Consider the following 13,654-nt stretch of genomic DNA (forward strand, 5'->3'; position numbering starts at 1 on the left):
GTTCTAGTTGGAAAGCGGCTTGATCGTCTCGTAACCGTTCACCGATTCCGCGCTGGTCCCTTCGTCGTAGCGCCGGGCGAGGGACGCTTGCAGATCAGGCGCATAAAGCGCGGTAAATGTGTCCAGCGTTTCGCCGGCGCCGTTCTTGAAGGTCTCCGTGACCGCCAGCACGTTGTATTTGCAGCCGCCGACACTGAACGTCTCCTTGCCCTCGACGACCAGGCTCAGCGTCTTGGTGCTCTTCGGCTGCTTGTTCGGCGACAGCTCGACGAATTCGATCGTGCTCTTGGCTCCCGTCTTCAGCGGAAACAGTTTTCGCAGATCGGAAAACGGGATCGTCGCCACCCGTCCGGTATCGCTGTCGCGAAACACTTCGACCAGGCCGGCAAACAGGAACTGTGTCTGCGGCGATTGCGATTCGTAGGTGTTGGCAACGGAGACCATGCCGCCGGCCACCGGCCGAAACTCGCTGCGGACGCCGGGCATTTCCAGAACGAAGCCGGCCTTGGCCGATTTTGCGTCGACACAATCGGCGGCATGCACCGCAGCCGCCGGCAGCAACCCAGCCAGCACCACGCCTATCGAAACGGCTCTCATGAAATCCTCCCCTCTGCTTGTATTTGCTGCGCGCCAGCATGACCCAAGAAATGCCAGAGCCTCAGTGCCGTGTCGACCTGCCATTCCTGGCAACTGGACGGTGGGGCGCCGGCTGTGCTGAATTTCAGGTCATGAATCGCAAGCTCGTCCTCTCCCGTCGCAATTTCCTCGCACAGGCAGCCGGCCTTGCCATGGCTGGCATGCTGCCGCGCGCCGCGCTTGGCCAGACCGGCAAGCGCATCCAGCCCATCGACGCCACCTTTCTGTTCATCGCCGATGTCCATGCCTGCCGCATGTCGAGCGGCCTCAGCCCCAACTGCCTGGAGGAAGGCAAGACCGATGCCGCGCTGTTGCGCAATGTCGCTGTCCTCAATGGCTTGGTCGGCCGGCAATGGCCAGTCGAGATCGATGGCGTTGCAACCCGCCTGCGTTCGGCCGGCGGCCGCATCGATGCGCCGCTCGGCCTCGTTGTCGGCGGCGACATCACCGACGATGGCGGCGGCCAGATCACCGAGCCCAGCGAAGGCACGCAACTGTTGCAGTTCAGCCAGCGCTATCAACAGGGCGTCGGTCCCGATCGCGTGCACATGCCGGTCTATGTCGGCCTCGGCAATCACGATCTCGACCAGAATGGCTCGCCGCCCCATGTCGACTGGTATCGGCGTGAATTGCGCGACTATGTCGAGGTCAACCACCGCCCCGGCGTGTTCTTCAAGCCGCCGGTGCCGGCCACCGAATACGATGTCGACACCGACTGCTATTCCTGGGACTGGGGCGGCCTGCATCTCGTCCAGACCCACCGCTTTGCCGGCGACACCGGCCATGGCGCGGTGAGCAGCCTGCCGTGGCTGAAGCAGGATCTGGCGACCTACGCGGCGGATGGCCGTCCCGTCATCCTGTTCCAGCACTATGGCTGGGACACTTTCTCGGTCGAGCGCTGGGACCCGGCCAAGCGCACCTATGACGATGACGGCGCAGGCGCGCCGCACTGGTGGAGCGAGGCCGACCGCCAGGCGATGCTGGCGGCGCTGAAGGGCTACAATGTCATCGCCATCTTCCATGGCCATCAGCACGAAGTGCCGATGATCTACAAAAGCGATGGCCTCGACCTGTTCAAGCCGAAGGCTGCCTATATGGGTGGCTTCGCGCTGGTGAGGGTAACCGGGGACGGCATGGACGTGGTGCTGGGCGAGGCGGCGGGCGACCGGGGCGGGGTCAAGTTCACCAGCGCCTTCAGCAAGAGCCTCAGCCTCTGACAAGAAAAAGGCGGCCTTGAGCCGCCTTCCTCATTGCCTGCAAGATCGAATCAGAGCGCCTTTTTGATCTTGTCCTTCACGTCGCCATAGACCTTCTGCACCTTGCCGGCGGTCTTGTCGGCCGTGCCTTCGGCCTGGGTCTGCCTGTTGCCGGCCGCCTTGCCGCCGGCCTCCTTGACCGAGCCCTTGACCTGCTTGGCCACGCCGGCAACCTGATCCTTGTTCACCATCTTTGCATCTCCTGGGATTCCGGGGATTCATTCGCAGGAGGCAAACGGGCCGGCTTGGCTTAGGTTCCCTGGGCGGCGATCATCGTCGCATCTGGTCGCTTATAGGTCGCCGAAACGCTTTGCCGCGTCGTATCATGTGACTAGTGTGACGAAATTTTGGGGAGACCGCCTTGGCTGAATTTACGCTCATCATCGCCAACAAGTGCTTTTCGTCCTGGTCGCTGAGGCCATGGGTGGCGATGAAGCATCTGGAGATCCCGTTCGAGGAAGGTTTCGTGCGCCTGCGCACGCCCGAGACTTTTGCCAATCTGGCGAAAGTCTCGCCCACCGGCCTGGTGCCAGTGTTGAATCACAATGGCAGGATCGTCTGGGAAACCCTTGCCATCCTTGAATATCTGGCCGACCTGTTTCCTGAGAAAAAACTTTGGCCGCAGGATATCGGCGCCCGCGCCTTGGCTCGCTCGGTGGCGACCGAGATGCATTCCGGCTTTCGCGAGGTGCGCTATGGCTGGCCGATGAATTTGCGCCGGCCGAAGGCCCACAAGCCGCTCGACGCCGAAGGCGACATGCAGCGCGCGCGCATCGAAACGATCTGGCGCCAGTGCCGGGAACAATACAGCAAGGGCGGCCCCTTCCTGTTCGGTCATTTCACCGCGGCCGATGCCATGTATGCACCTGTCGTCACCCGCTTCGACACCTATGGCGGCAAGCTCGCGCCCGACACGCGCGCCTATGTCGACGCCGTGTTGGCAACGCCGGCGATGCGGCACTGGTATGCGGAAGCAGCGAAGGAGACCTGGCCGGAACCCGGCCCGGACGAATAGGACACTAGTGACATCACGGTGAGTGACCGATGGCCGGCAATGATGGACCGCGTGAGACTACCGCGCCAACAATCTTCCACTGCCGGCTAATCCCGCCTCGGCCGGACTTCGCCTTCACCCTGACGGAGGAGGAGAGGGAGTTGATGGGCCGGCATGCCGACTATCTGCGCGGCAAGCTTGCCGAGGGCACCATGATCCTGGCCGGGCCGGTCGCCGACCCGGCCGGCCCTTGGGGTCTGCTGATCCTACGTGTCGGCAGCGAAGCCGAGGCAAGAGCGGTCACCGACGGCGATCCGGTGTCGAACTCCGGCCGTGGTTTCCGCTACGAAATCCTGCCGCTGATCAGCGCGATCCTGTAGGCGAGCGTAAGTTTAAGGAAAAGTGTGAAACGGTTTTCCCTTGGAAATTGTGTCAGACAACGGCACATACAAGAACGCCTCTCGCACCGTTTAATGTGCGGGAGGCGTCCTTTTGCCAGCATTACTGAGATTGCTCTCTGAATTGCTGACACCACGGAAATGCGCCGGCTTGCGATTGGTTCCGGGGGCGTGGAATATTTTTTGGGAACGCCTTGCGCTCCGCCACCTCGTCAGTTGAGGCTTATGCCTCAGGCATCCTCAGGTTGAATTTTGGCTGCGGGCAAACCAGAAATTGACTCGGCGCTAAAAGAAGTCTATAAGAAACATGTCGATATTTGTTTGACCGACTTTTGTTATCCGCGCATGCATGCGCGCCTTTGACGAACTTCCCCATCAAAAATCGAGACAAAACGCTGTTGTGCAGTCGCACGATGGTGAACGAATATTTGCCAGGGAAAGGGTTCTTCATGGCCACCGGCACAGTGAAATGGTTCAACGCCACCAAAGGTTTTGGTTTTATTCAGCCTGACGACGGCTCCGCCGACGTTTTTGTCCACATCTCGGCCGTAGAGCGCGCCGGCATGCGTGACATCGTCGAGGGTCAGAAGCTCGGCTACGAGATGACCCGCGACAACAAGTCGGGCAAGATGTCCGCCGACCAGTTGAAGGCGGCCTGATAAGGATTCGGCCTTCCGGTGACCACGGATGTACTGGCACCGATGAAAGGCTGAAAGGAGCGCCTTGCGCATCCAACTGGATGCGCGGCGCTTTCATGGAAGGTCAGGCGGTGCCTGGCCTTTTTCATTTGTGCGTCATGCCGCTAAAAGTGCGCCGCACGCCGGCCGGAACGTGCTAAGGGACGCTCCAGCAATCTGAACCGCCCATACTGCCCCGCTGCCGTATTGCTTTGGTCCTAATCGAAGACCGCTCTCGCTCTATCGGCACCAGGCTCCCGACAGGAGAAAGTTTTGACCACGCAATCCAAGACCGCCGACCAGGCCGGCTCGCTGTTCAGCAAGACGCAAACCCAGTCGATGTCACTCAACCGCATCCTGTCCGAGCGTGATGCCGTCAGCGAGGCTCGCGAAGCCAAGACCGCGCGCTTGCGCGAACTGCGCAAGGAAAAGGAAGCCGACGACATGGCAGCGGCCGCAGTCCTTGCGGCGCTGCCGAAGCGGGCAGGCAAACGCTGATGGCCACCAAGCGCGTACCGCCGACGCCGATCGATGCCGATGCGACCATAGCGTCCATGGTCCCGGGCCTGGACAAGCCGGTCGAATATGTCCGCCGTGTGCTGGAAAAGCTCGAGCGCTGCAAGCGCGCGCATGGCGATGCCCAGGTGCGCGTCGGCGTGCGCGGCCGTGCCGAAGCCCCGAACTATCTGGTCGAATATGTCCGCGAGGACAAAAGGACCCAGGAGCGCGTGACCTACCAGGATGCCGCCTATAGCGGCAGCACGCATCGCGAACTGGCGGCGCACCACATTGCCGAGGCGAGGAACTGGTCGCCCGAGGAAATGAACATCACAGCGGTCTCGGCGCTGATCGGCCGCTTGCGCAATCCGCGCGCACCATCATCCCGCTTTTCCGACGAGGACTGACATGGCCATAAAGTTTTCCACCAAGGACCAGCCGGCAGCGCCGGCTGCTGCCACTGCAAAGCAGGCCAAGCCCGCTGCCGCGCCGAAGGCCGCCGAACCGTCGGCAACCGATCTGTTCGAGGCGCCAGCCGCCACGCCCAAGGGCAAGGCAGGCAAGAAGAAATAGCGCCTTGCCGCACCAAGCCGATCGCAATCTCGCAGCACCTGGGCTGGTCGCGTTGGCCGCCAGGGATATCCGGTCGTCAAAACAGGACGACCAGCCGGTTTTCGATTGCCAGAGCTGCGGCGCCTGCTGTTCCTACTCGGCCGAATGGCCGCGCTTCTCGACCGAGGACGATGCGCAACTTGACCGGATTCCGGAAAAGTTCGTGTCCGCCGACCTGTCCGGGATGCGCTGCGAGGGCGTGCGCTGTTCGGCGCTTACGGGCGAGATCGGCAAGCACACGGCCTGCGGCATCTACGAGATCCGCCCGGACGTCTGCCACGCCTGCATGCCTGGCGGCGACGATTGCCTGATGGCGCGCAAGGCGCACGGGATGCCAACGATCTAGCCGACGCCCACCTTGCCTGATCCCACATCCCCCGATAGCTTCCACTACGGGCAGGGCGTTGGAGGAACCATGAGCATCGAATTCCTGTTGACGTCGCTGATCGTCGTGGCTTCGCCCGGCACCGGCGTTCTCTACACGCTGAGCGCCGGGCTTTCGCGAGGCGCGCGCGCCTCGATCACTGCTGCATTCGGCTGCACGCTTGGCATCATCCCGCATATGGCCGCCGCCATCACCGGCCTGGCGGCGCTGCTGCACACAAGTGCTGTCGCCTTCGAGACGCTGAAATATCTCGGCGTCGCCTATCTCCTCTACATGGCCTGGAACACGCTGAAGGAGAAGGGCGGCCTGAGCGTCGATGAAAACGCGGCACCCCGCTCGGCAGCCAAGGTCATCACCTCCGGCATCCTGATCAACATCCTGAACCCGAAGCTGTCGATCTTCTTCTTTGCCTTCCTGCCGCAATTCGTCAGCACGACCGAACCGAACGCATTTGCCAAGATGCTGGAGCTCTCGAGCGTCTTCATGCTGCTGACCTTCGTCGTCTTCGTCGCTTACGGCATCTTTGCCGCCTCGATCCGCAGCCATGTCGTGTCGCGGCCGATGGTGCTGACCTGGATGCGCCGCACCTTCGCCGGCGCCTTTGTCATGCTTGGGGCCAAGCTGGCGCTTGCTGATCGATAGAACAGGATCTGGCAGGCATCGGCCTACTCTTCGTCGGTTCCGGATCCGGTCCGGATGCCTAGACGCCAGGCGGAGGGCGGAAGGCCGATCATCTTCTTGAAGGCGCGGCTGAACGCTGCCTCGGATTCGTATCCGATTTCAGCGGCGATGCTGGCCATGTTGCTGGAGCCGGCGCTGAGCAGCTCCGAGGCGATCTGCATGCGCCATTTGGCGAGATAATGCATTGGCGGCATGCCGACCAGCCTGGTGAAGCGTTCGGCGAGCACGCTGCGCGACAGCGCGGAGTCCTTCGCCAGCGCCTCCACCGTCCAGTTATGCGCCGGCCGGTCGTGGATCAGCGCCAGTGCCCTCGCCAGGTGCGGATCGCGCAGGCCAGCCAGCCATCCCGTGGTTTGTGGCGGCAGCGATTCCAAGTAACGGCGCAACACGTCGACAAACATCAGTTCGCTCAGTTTGGTGAGCACCGTTTCACTGCCTGCGCGCTTTTGCGCCACCTCCGTGACAGCCAGGTTGATGAACTGGCTGAGCCAGCCGCCATCGCCTTTGGCAGCTCCGGCCTTGATCACCGGCGGCAAAGCCTCGAGCAGTGGATTGAAAGGCTGTGCATCACAGGCGAGATAGCCGCAAACCAGCCTGGCCGAGGTCGCGCCGTCGCCGGCGCAGTTGATGTAAAACGGCATCCGGCCGGCTGTTGCGATGTCGAGAACGTCGGCTGTCGGCGGATCGGCGCGCAGCGCCGGATTGCTGGACATAATATGCGGGTCGCTCCTGGTGAAGACGACGACTTCGCCGGCCTCCAGCGCGATCGCTTCCTGGCCGACGATGCGCGCGAAGCAGCGACCGGCCGTTACCACATGGTAGGAGATCAGATGGTCCGCACCGGGCAGGATCTTCGGCAGGATGGACGATGGCGCCGGCGAGCAGACGGCCCACGGCTCGTGGCCCTCAATGTCAAAAAACGTCGCGCCGGTAAGGCGTACCGTCCTCAACAGGTCAGACAGAGCATCCCCGGCCATTCCGTTTCGTCCCGCACCCGGCTAGCCGGTCAGCCATCCCTTTCGAGTTCCGGACGCGCTGTCAAGCGAGGCGGACGCCGTATCATTCAGTTCGCGGCCAGAACTCCTAAACCTGCACCGGTGCTCAAGCGCTGCCGAGAGAGGGCGCTGAGTGCTGTCGAAACCAACCAGGGACAAATGTCATGACGGTACATAAGGGCGGGTGTTTTTGCGGCGCCGTGGAAATCGAAGTGCACGGAGCCGCCGAGGCAATGGGCTATTGCCATTGCGGTTCGTGTCGATCGTGGTCGGCGTCTCCCGTGAACGCCTTCACGCTGTGGAAGCCTCAGAACGTCAAGGTCACCAGGGGCGCGGAGTTCCTGTCCGGGTTCGAGAAGACCGAAATGAGCGATCGCCAGTTCTGCACGAAATGCGGTGGTCATCTGATGACCGTTCATCCGCCGCTCGGCCTGGTCGATGTCTATGCGGCAACCATACCAGGCGTGAAATTCACGCCTGGGGTTCACGTCAACTACGCTGAGACCGTGCTGCCGATGAAGGATGGGCTGCCCAAGCTCAGGGACTTTCCGGCTGAGCTCGGCGGCTCCGGCATCGCGGTGCCGGAATAAGGCCCGGCCACTGCTCGCCATTTTTGACAACGACAATTCAAGACAGGAGATTGTTCATGGAAATCGCAACATTTCGCGCCACGCAGGAGCCGATCAAGGATCTCTATCGCAGGGATGCGAAGGCCGCGTTCCTCACCTTGAAGGCCAAAGGCGTCGCCGACGCGTCCACCGTGACCTGCAAGGTCGAGACCGGACGCGGGCTGGCGCTTGCCGGCATTCATCCGATGGCCGGGGGCAGCGGCCAGGAACTGTGCTCCGGCGACATGCTGCTGGAGGCGCTGATCGCATGCGCCGGTGTCTCGATGCGCGCGGCGGCGGCCGTGCTCGAAATTCCGATCAGGTCCGCCGAAGTTTCCGCGGAAGGTGACGTCGATCTTCGCGGCACGCTCGGCGTGACTGCGGGTGTTCCAGTCGGCTTCAAGGAAATCCGCTTGCGCTTCGACATCGACACCGACGCTCCCCAAAGTCAGCTCGACCAACTGCTCGAACTCACGGATCGCTATTGCGTGATCTTCCAGACCATCCAGAACAGTCCCAGCACCACGGTGAAGCTGCACCGCGTCATCCAGTGACCAGAAAACCGGCCCGGAAACTCGACTTGAGCGAGATTCCGGGCTGGGAACGGGAGTGCCGGGCAACGCTTCTATCCTTTGACGTAACCCATCGCCTCGACGATCAGCTCGTCCGCGACACGCATCAGGTTGACGCCGCGGATGGAGTTGCCGTCGGCCATGAAGTAGCGCCAGCGGATCGTCGCCCGTTCACCGGCGACGAAGGTTTCCTCGAGGTCGAAGCGCGTGCCGGGCTGGGTGGCGATCGCCGACCATAGGTCAATGCATGCCTCTTTGCCGGCATGGCGGGCGCCGTCCGGCGCCGGCACGGTGTTTTCGATAACGCAATCCTGCGCCACCAACTCGGCAAGCGCGGACGGATCGTGCAACTGGAACACATCGTTGAAGCGACGCATGATCTCGGCCGTCTGGCTAGAGTGGTCGCCCGGATGAATGCTCGTGATGCTGTCCTGGCTCATCTCATACCTCCTGGTTTTCATTGTTCCGTGGCAGTGGTGGCGGCCAGCTCGGCCTTGAGGGTGATGGTTGTAACGCCGGCCAAAGCGCGAGAGACAAGGCAGGTCGTCTTCGCCGTCTCCGCCATACGCTGGAATTCGGCAGGCTGAAGGCCGGGAATCTCTGCTTCCGTTTCGAGCTCGATGCGGGTGATCGTCGGCCCGGCGGCGGTCGCGCCGAGATGCACCTTGGCGACGGTGCGGATGGTGCGGGCGACGTGGCCTTCCTGGCCGAGGATGAAGGTCAGCGCCATCGAGAAGCAGCCGGCATGTGCTGCCCCGATCAGCTCTTCGGGATTGGTGCCCGGACCGTCCTCGAACCGCGACGGAAAGGAATAGGCGCCTTCGAAGACGCCGCTGCCAAGCCGCAGACGGCCGCCGCCTTCCTTCAGCGTGCCTTGCCATTCTGCGGAAGCTTCACGGATGGTCATGGTCGTTCTCCTGATTCGGGGTTGAAAAGCGGGCAATTGGGTCAGGCGCAGTCGATGACAACCTTCCCGAACACGTCGCCCTGCTGGAAGTGGCGGTACGCTTCGGGGGCTTCGGCAAAGGGGAAGACCCTGTCGATAACGGGCTTGAGGCGATGCTGCGACACGGCGCGCAGCATGGCCTCAAGATTGCTGCGGCTGCCGACGAACAGGCGGCTGATGGTGGCGAGGCTGCGCTGATAAAGCGCTGCCGGCATTTCGATCGATCTGCCACTAGCGTCCTGCAGCGTCAGCAGCACGATGTGTCCATAAAGCGTGCTGGCAATCAGCGACTGCGCGAAGGTGGCCGGGCCGCCGGTTTCGACGACGAGGTCGATGCCGCCTGTCTGCTCGCGCGCCCAGCCGCCCCATTCCGGTATGTCGGTGCTGGAGACAACGAGGTCGGCGCCCAGCGCCCGCAGCCTGTCGGCCTTCTCCGCGCGCGATGTGATGGCGACAACCCGGCAGCCGAGCAACTTGGCGAACTGCAGAGCAAACAGCGAAACGCCACCCGAACCGATGGTGAGAACCCATTGACCAGGCTTCGGAATCCGGGTCCCGGTCACCGCGTTCCAGGCCGTCACGCCGGCGCAGGTCAGCGTCGCCGCTTCGTGCCAGCTCAGATGATCGGGCAGTCGCGCCGCCCATTGTTCGTCGAGCACGGCAAACTCAGTCAGCATGCCGTCCAGCGTACAGCCGAGCTGGTCGATCAGACCGGCATTGATGCGGCCATCGATCCAGCGGGCGAAGTAGCTGCCTGTGACGCGGTCGCCGACGGCAAAACGGGTGACGGCATCGCCGATTGCGACGACGTCACCGGCGCCGTCGCTCAGCGGCACGATGCCTTGCCGCGGCGGCAACGGATAGGTGCCGCCAAGGATCATCGTGTCGCGCCGATTGAGCGAGGCGGCGCGGACTCGCACCACGATCTCATGCGGTTTCGGTTCCGTCCGCGCCTCCTCGCGCATCGCCAGGGATTCGGTTCCACCAAACCCTTCAAGACGGTAGCTGCGCATATCACTCTCCTATATAATATATAGACTGATCTACATATTATATAGACCGATTGTCATATTGTTGGCAAGGCCTATAATGCGTCACTGCTGACAGAGGTTGACATGGCCAACGACACCCGCACCCGCATACTCGAGACCACAGGCCTGTTGCTCAGGCAGCGCGGCTATCACGGCACCTCGCTCAACGACATTCTGGGGGCCAGCGGGGCGCCGCGCGGCTCGCTCTATTTTCATTTCCCAGGCGGCAAGGACCAACTGGTCATCGAGGTGACGCGCAACAGCGTTGCCGACGTCACGAAAAGGCTGGGCGAAGCACTGGCAGCCGAGAGCGATCCTGCAGTGGCCGTCCATCACATCTACCAGTCGGTCGGGCGCATGCTGGAGGACAATGATTTTTCGCTGGGTTGCCCCATCGCGCCGGTGGTGCTGGATTCACCCACCGATGTGCCGGAACTGGCGGAACTCTGCCGATCGGCTTTCGAGCAATGGATCGGCTTGCTGCGACAGGCCTTTGTCAGGGCAGGAGTGCCCGAACGCCGGGCGCATGCCCTGGCACTGCTGGTCGAATCCTCGCTGGAAGGGCTGATGGTGATTGCGAGGGCCACCCGCGACCGTGCACCGGTGCTGGTGGTGGCCGACGAGGTGGCGGCGCTTGTCGAGCAGGCGGTGCTTGCAGGCAAGGTTGCGCGGCAGGCGGACAGCGCCGCCTAACCATCCGCTTTCCAAAACAAAAAGGGCGCCTCTCGGCGCCCTTTCCGTATGCATAAGCCGGATAGCTTGGATTAGAAATCCATGCCGCCCATGCCGCCCATGCCGCCGCCGCCCATGCCGCCAGGCATGCCGCCGCCAGCAGACTCCTTCTTGGGAGCCTCCGCGATCATGGCTTCGGTGGTGACGAGCAGGCCGGCGACCGAAGCCGCGTCCTGGAGAGCGGTACGAACGACCTTGACCGGGTCGACGATGCCCATGGCGATCATGTCGCCATACTCGCCGGTCTGGGCGTTGTAGCCGTAGGTCGCGCCCTTGTTGTCGAGGATCTTGCCGGCAACGATCGAAGCTTNCGAACGATGTTGATGCCGGCAGCCTGGTCGGCATTGACGCCGGTGACCTTGATGTTGGCCGAAGCGCGCAGGAGAGCGACGCCGCCGCCTGCAACGATGCCTTCTTCCACGGCCGCACGGGTCGCGTTGAGGGCGTCATCGACGCGGTCCTTCTTTTCCTTGACTTCGACTTCCGTCGCGCCGCCGACACGGATCACCGCAACGCCGCCGGCGAGCTTCGCCAGACGTTCCTGCAGCTTCTCCTTGTCGTAGTCCGACGTGGTCTCTTCGATCTGCTGCTTGATCTGGGCAACGCGGCCCTGGATCTCGGCCTTCTTGCCGGCGCCGTCGACGATGGTGGTGTTCTCCTTGGAGATCGACACCTTCTTGGCGCGGCCGAGCATGTTGAGGCCGACATTCTCGAGCTNCGAACGATGTTGATGCCGGCAGCCTGGTCGGCATTGACGCCGGTGACCTTGATGTTGGCCGAAGCGCGCAGGAGAGCGACGCCGCCACCTGCAACGATGCCTTCTTCCACGGCCGCGCGGGTCGCGTTGAGGGCGTCATCGACGCGGTCCTTCTTTTCCTTGACTTCGACTTCCGTCGCGCCGCCGACGCGGATCACCGCAACGCCGCCGGCGAGCTTCGCCAGACGTTCCTGCAGCTTCTCCTTGTCGTAATCCGACGTGGTCTCTTCGATCTGCTGCTTGATCTGGGCAACGCGGCCCTGGATCTCGTCCTTCTTGCCGGCGCCGTCGACAATGGTGGTGTTCTCCTTGGAGATCGACACCTTCTTGGCGCGGCCGAGCATGTTGAGGCCGACATTCTCGAGCTTGATGCCGAGGTCTTCCGAGATGACCTGGCCACCGGTCAGGATGGCGATGTCTTCCAGCATGGCCTTGCGGCGATCACCGAAGCCCGGCGCCTTGACGGCGGCGATCTTCAGGCCGCCGCGCAGCTTGTTGACGACCAGCGTGGCCAGAGCCTCGCCTTCGACGTCTTCCGAGATGATAAGAAGCGGCTTGGAGGTCTGCACGACGGCTTCGAGAACCGGCAGCATGGCCTGGAGGTTGGACAGCTTCTTCTCGTNATGGTGGTGTTCTCCTTGGAGATCGACACCTTCTTGGCGCGGCCGAGCATGTTGAGGCCGACATTCTCGAGCTTGATGCCGAGGTCTTCCGAAATGACCTGGCCACCGGTGAGGATGGCGATGTCTTCCAGCATGGCCTTGCGGCGATCACCGAAGCCCGGCGCCTTGACGGCGGCGATCTTCAGGCCACCGCGCAGCTTGTTGACGACCAGCGTGGCCAGAGCCTCGCCTTCGACGTCTTCCGAGATGATGAGCAGCGGCTTGGAGGTCTGCACGACGGCTTCGAGAACCGGCAGCATGGCCTGGAGGTTGGACAGCTTCTTCTCGTGCAGGAGGATGTAGACGTCCTCGAGCTCGGCAACCATCTTGTCGGCGTTGGTGACGAAGTAGGGCGAGAGATAGCCGCGGTCGAACTGCATGCCTTCGACGACTTCCAGCTCGGTCTCGGCGGTCTTGGCTTCCTCAACCGTGATGACGCCTTCATTGCCGACCTTCTGCATCGCTTCGGCGATCATGGCGCCGACCGACTCGTCGCCATTGGCCGAGATCGTGCCGACCTGGGCAACTTCCTCGGAGGTCTTGATCTTCTTGGCAGCCTTGCCGAGAGCCGCAACGACTTCGGTGACGGCCAGATCGATGCCGCGCTTCAGATCCATCGGGTTCATGCCGGCGGCAACGGCCTTGTGGCCTTCCTGGACGATCGACTGCGCCAGAACGGTCGCGGTCGTGGTGCCGTCGCCGGCGATGTCGTTGGTCTTCGAAGCAACTTCGCGGACCATCTGCGCGCCCATGTTTTCGAACTTGTCTTCAAGCTCGATTTCCTTGGCGACGGTGACGCCGTCCTTGGTGATGCGCGGTGCGCCGAACGACTTGTCGATGACGACGTTGCGGCCTTTGGGGCCGAGCGTGACCTTCACTGCGTCGGCGAGGATGTTGACGCCGCGCAGCATGCGCTCGCGGGCGTCGCGGGAGAATTTTACGTCTTTAGCAGCCATTTTTTAGCTCCTGGCAGGGGGCTTGCGATCAAGCCCGAATTTAGTTGACGGTGAGGCCGATGATCAGCCGATGATGCCCATAATGTCGGATTCCTTCATGATCAGAAGGTCTTCGCCATTGAGCTTGACTTCGGTGCCCGACCACTTGCCGAACAGGATGCGGTCGCCGGCCTTGACGTCCAGCGGGACCAGCTTGCCGGCTTCGTCGCGAGCGCCGGAGCCGACGGCGATGATCTCGCCTTCCTGCGGCTTTTCCTT

The 13,654-nt window shown here is 62.6% G+C and carries 19 protein-coding genes and 3 pseudogenes; 12 read left to right on the forward strand and 10 right to left on the reverse strand.

The window, feature by feature from the left end; genetic code table 11:
* Nucleotides 1–3: 3 nt before the first annotated feature.
* Nucleotides 4–597: a hypothetical protein gene (locus X727_RS138640; protein ID WP_023835133.1), complete on the reverse strand. Its 594-nt coding sequence runs from the start codon at nt 595–597 to the stop codon at nt 4–6.
* A gap of 131 nt (nt 598–728) precedes the next feature.
* On the opposite strand from X727_RS138640, the gene X727_RS138635 reads away from it, so the two are divergent.
* Nucleotides 729–1,853 (forward strand): metallophosphoesterase, encoded by a 1,125-nt coding sequence (locus tag X727_RS138635; protein ID WP_023835134.1) that lies wholly within the window; start codon nt 729–731, stop codon nt 1,851–1,853.
* 50 nt (nt 1,854–1,903) lie between these two features.
* Here the strand turns inward: X727_RS138635 and X727_RS138630 are convergent, their stop codons facing one another.
* A complete protein-coding gene (locus X727_RS138630) occupies nt 1,904–2,083 on the reverse strand; it encodes a CsbD family protein (protein WP_023835135.1) in 180 nt (59 codons plus the stop codon).
* 170 nt (nt 2,084–2,253) lie between these two features.
* Here X727_RS138630 and X727_RS138625 point away from each other — a divergent pair, with 170 nt between their 5' ends.
* From X727_RS138625 to X727_RS138600, 8 genes are all read left to right on the forward strand, one after another.
* Nucleotides 2,254–2,907 (forward strand): glutathione S-transferase family protein, encoded by a 654-nt coding sequence (locus X727_RS138625; protein ID WP_023735852.1) that lies wholly within the window; start codon nt 2,254–2,256, stop codon nt 2,905–2,907.
* 29 nt (nt 2,908–2,936) lie between these two features.
* Nucleotides 2,937–3,266 carry a YciI family protein gene (locus tag X727_RS0134610; RefSeq protein ID WP_023705709.1) on the forward strand — a complete coding sequence of 110 codons (330 nt, stop codon included), beginning with the start codon at nt 2,937–2,939 and terminating at the stop codon, nt 3,264–3,266.
* A 467-nt stretch (nt 3,267–3,733) separates the two neighbouring features.
* Nucleotides 3,734–3,943 carry a cold-shock protein gene (locus X727_RS138620; RefSeq protein ID WP_023671502.1) on the forward strand — a complete coding sequence of 70 codons (210 nt, stop codon included), beginning with the start codon at nt 3,734–3,736 and terminating at the stop codon, nt 3,941–3,943.
* 291 nt (nt 3,944–4,234) lie between these two features.
* Nucleotides 4,235–4,459: a hypothetical protein gene (locus X727_RS138615; RefSeq protein ID WP_023689917.1), complete on the forward strand. Its 225-nt coding sequence runs from the start codon at nt 4,235–4,237 to the stop codon at nt 4,457–4,459.
* Nucleotides 4,459–4,866, forward strand: coding sequence for a hypothetical protein (locus tag X727_RS138610; RefSeq protein ID WP_023814785.1), 408 nt, complete (start codon nt 4,459–4,461; stop codon nt 4,864–4,866). The genes X727_RS138615 and X727_RS138610 overlap by 1 nt, the downstream gene beginning before the upstream one ends.
* A 1-nt stretch (nt 4,867) precedes the next feature.
* On the forward strand, nt 4,868–5,032 hold the full coding sequence (locus X727_RS1000000168655; protein WP_023671505.1) for a hypothetical protein: 165 nt from the start codon (nt 4,868–4,870) through the stop codon (nt 5,030–5,032).
* A 52-nt stretch (nt 5,033–5,084) separates the two neighbouring features.
* The gene (locus tag X727_RS138605) at nt 5,085–5,417 is read left to right on the forward strand and encodes a YkgJ family cysteine cluster protein (RefSeq protein WP_023671506.1); all 333 of its coding nucleotides are present in this window, start codon (nt 5,085–5,087) and stop codon (nt 5,415–5,417) included.
* A gap of 69 nt (nt 5,418–5,486) precedes the next feature.
* The gene (locus tag X727_RS138600; protein ID WP_023689918.1) at nt 5,487–6,098 is read left to right on the forward strand and encodes a LysE family translocator; all 612 of its coding nucleotides are present in this window, start codon (nt 5,487–5,489) and stop codon (nt 6,096–6,098) included.
* Between the two features lie 23 nt (nt 6,099–6,121).
* On the opposite strand, the gene X727_RS138595 is transcribed toward X727_RS138600, so the two are convergent.
* Complete coding sequence (locus X727_RS138595) at nt 6,122–7,114, reverse strand: AraC family transcriptional regulator (protein WP_023697711.1); 993 nt, start codon at nt 7,112–7,114, stop codon at nt 6,122–6,124.
* Between the two features lie 182 nt (nt 7,115–7,296).
* On the opposite strand from X727_RS138595, the gene X727_RS0134615 reads away from it, so the two are divergent.
* Both X727_RS0134615 and X727_RS138590 read left to right on the forward strand, forming a co-directional pair.
* Nucleotides 7,297–7,722 carry a GFA family protein gene (locus tag X727_RS0134615; protein ID WP_023734267.1) on the forward strand — a complete coding sequence of 142 codons (426 nt, stop codon included), beginning with the start codon at nt 7,297–7,299 and terminating at the stop codon, nt 7,720–7,722.
* Nucleotides 7,723–7,778: 56 nt separating this feature from the next.
* Nucleotides 7,779–8,294: an OsmC family protein gene (locus X727_RS138590; RefSeq protein WP_023671510.1), complete on the forward strand. Its 516-nt coding sequence runs from the start codon at nt 7,779–7,781 to the stop codon at nt 8,292–8,294.
* Between the two features lie 71 nt (nt 8,295–8,365).
* Here X727_RS138590 and X727_RS138585 read toward each other — a convergent pair whose 3' ends face one another.
* Genes X727_RS138585 through X727_RS138575 form a run of 3 tightly spaced genes read right to left on the reverse strand, consistent with a single transcriptional unit; the run spans nt 8,366 to nt 10,271 of the window.
* Nucleotides 8,366–8,752 carry a nuclear transport factor 2 family protein gene (locus X727_RS138585; protein WP_023697709.1) on the reverse strand — a complete coding sequence of 129 codons (387 nt, stop codon included), beginning with the start codon at nt 8,750–8,752 and terminating at the stop codon, nt 8,366–8,368.
* A 17-nt stretch (nt 8,753–8,769) separates the two neighbouring features.
* The gene (locus X727_RS138580; protein WP_023697708.1) at nt 8,770–9,219 is read right to left on the reverse strand and encodes an OsmC family peroxiredoxin; all 450 of its coding nucleotides are present in this window, start codon (nt 9,217–9,219) and stop codon (nt 8,770–8,772) included.
* Between the two features lie 41 nt (nt 9,220–9,260).
* On the reverse strand, nt 9,261–10,271 hold the full coding sequence (locus X727_RS138575) for an NAD(P)-dependent alcohol dehydrogenase (protein ID WP_023835136.1): 1,011 nt from the start codon (nt 10,269–10,271) through the stop codon (nt 9,261–9,263).
* A gap of 102 nt (nt 10,272–10,373) precedes the next feature.
* On the opposite strand from X727_RS138575, the gene X727_RS138570 reads away from it, so the two are divergent.
* Nucleotides 10,374–10,982: a TetR/AcrR family transcriptional regulator gene (locus tag X727_RS138570; protein ID WP_023828903.1), complete on the forward strand. Its 609-nt coding sequence runs from the start codon at nt 10,374–10,376 to the stop codon at nt 10,980–10,982.
* A 71-nt stretch (nt 10,983–11,053) separates the two neighbouring features.
* Here the strand turns inward: X727_RS138570 and X727_RS1000000168660 are convergent.
* From X727_RS1000000168660 to X727_RS138560, 4 genes and pseudogenes are all read right to left on the reverse strand, one after another.
* Nucleotides 11,054–11,736 (reverse strand): annotated as a pseudogene (locus X727_RS1000000168660) (TCP-1/cpn60 chaperonin family protein); the annotation flags it as partial.
* A gap of 3 nt (nt 11,737–11,739) precedes the next feature.
* Nucleotides 11,740–12,398, reverse strand: a pseudogene (locus X727_RS0134625) (TCP-1/cpn60 chaperonin family protein); the annotation flags it as partial.
* A gap of 5 nt (nt 12,399–12,403) precedes the next feature.
* A pseudogene (gene groEL / locus X727_RS138565) lies at nt 12,404–13,396 on the reverse strand (chaperonin GroEL); the annotation flags it as partial.
* A 63-nt stretch (nt 13,397–13,459) separates the two neighbouring features.
* Nucleotides 13,460–13,654: co-chaperone GroES (locus tag X727_RS138560; protein ID WP_023835140.1), on the reverse strand; the 195-nt coding region annotated here is incomplete at its 5' end.

This window comes from Mesorhizobium sp. L103C105A0 (assembly GCF_000502215.1).
Classification (GTDB): domain Bacteria; phylum Pseudomonadota; class Alphaproteobacteria; order Rhizobiales; family Rhizobiaceae; genus Mesorhizobium.

Excerpts from the sequence above, each read along its gene's own strand:
- X727_RS138640 (WP_023835133.1), bottom strand. The coding sequence starts at position 597 with ATGAGAGCCGTTTCGATAGGCGTGGTGCTGGCTGGGTTGCTGCCGGCG.
- X727_RS138635 (WP_023835134.1), top strand. The coding sequence starts at position 729 with ATGAATCGCAAGCTCGTCCTCTCCCGTCGCAATTTCCTCGCACAGGCA.
- X727_RS138630 (WP_023835135.1), bottom strand. The coding sequence starts at position 2,083 with ATGGTGAACAAGGATCAGGTTGCCGGCGTGGCCAAGCAGGTCAAGGGC.
- X727_RS0134610 (WP_023705709.1), top strand. The coding sequence starts at position 2,937 with ATGGCCGGCAATGATGGACCGCGTGAGACTACCGCGCCAACAATCTTC.
- X727_RS138620 (WP_023671502.1), top strand. The coding sequence starts at position 3,734 with ATGGCCACCGGCACAGTGAAATGGTTCAACGCCACCAAAGGTTTTGGT.
- X727_RS138610 (WP_023814785.1), top strand. The coding sequence starts at position 4,459 with ATGGCCACCAAGCGCGTACCGCCGACGCCGATCGATGCCGATGCGACC.
- X727_RS1000000168655 (WP_023671505.1), top strand. The coding sequence starts at position 4,868 with ATGGCCATAAAGTTTTCCACCAAGGACCAGCCGGCAGCGCCGGCTGCT.
- X727_RS138600 (WP_023689918.1), top strand. The coding sequence starts at position 5,487 with ATGAGCATCGAATTCCTGTTGACGTCGCTGATCGTCGTGGCTTCGCCC.
- X727_RS138595 (WP_023697711.1), bottom strand. The coding sequence starts at position 7,114 with ATGGCCGGGGATGCTCTGTCTGACCTGTTGAGGACGGTACGCCTTACC.
- X727_RS0134615 (WP_023734267.1), top strand. The coding sequence starts at position 7,297 with ATGACGGTACATAAGGGCGGGTGTTTTTGCGGCGCCGTGGAAATCGAA.
- X727_RS138590 (WP_023671510.1), top strand. The coding sequence starts at position 7,779 with ATGGAAATCGCAACATTTCGCGCCACGCAGGAGCCGATCAAGGATCTC.
- X727_RS138585 (WP_023697709.1), bottom strand. The coding sequence starts at position 8,752 with ATGAGCCAGGACAGCATCACGAGCATTCATCCGGGCGACCACTCTAGC.
- X727_RS138580 (WP_023697708.1), bottom strand. The coding sequence starts at position 9,219 with ATGACCATCCGTGAAGCTTCCGCAGAATGGCAAGGCACGCTGAAGGAA.
- X727_RS138575 (WP_023835136.1), bottom strand. The coding sequence starts at position 10,271 with ATGCGCAGCTACCGTCTTGAAGGGTTTGGTGGAACCGAATCCCTGGCG.
- X727_RS138570 (WP_023828903.1), top strand. The coding sequence starts at position 10,374 with ATGGCCAACGACACCCGCACCCGCATACTCGAGACCACAGGCCTGTTG.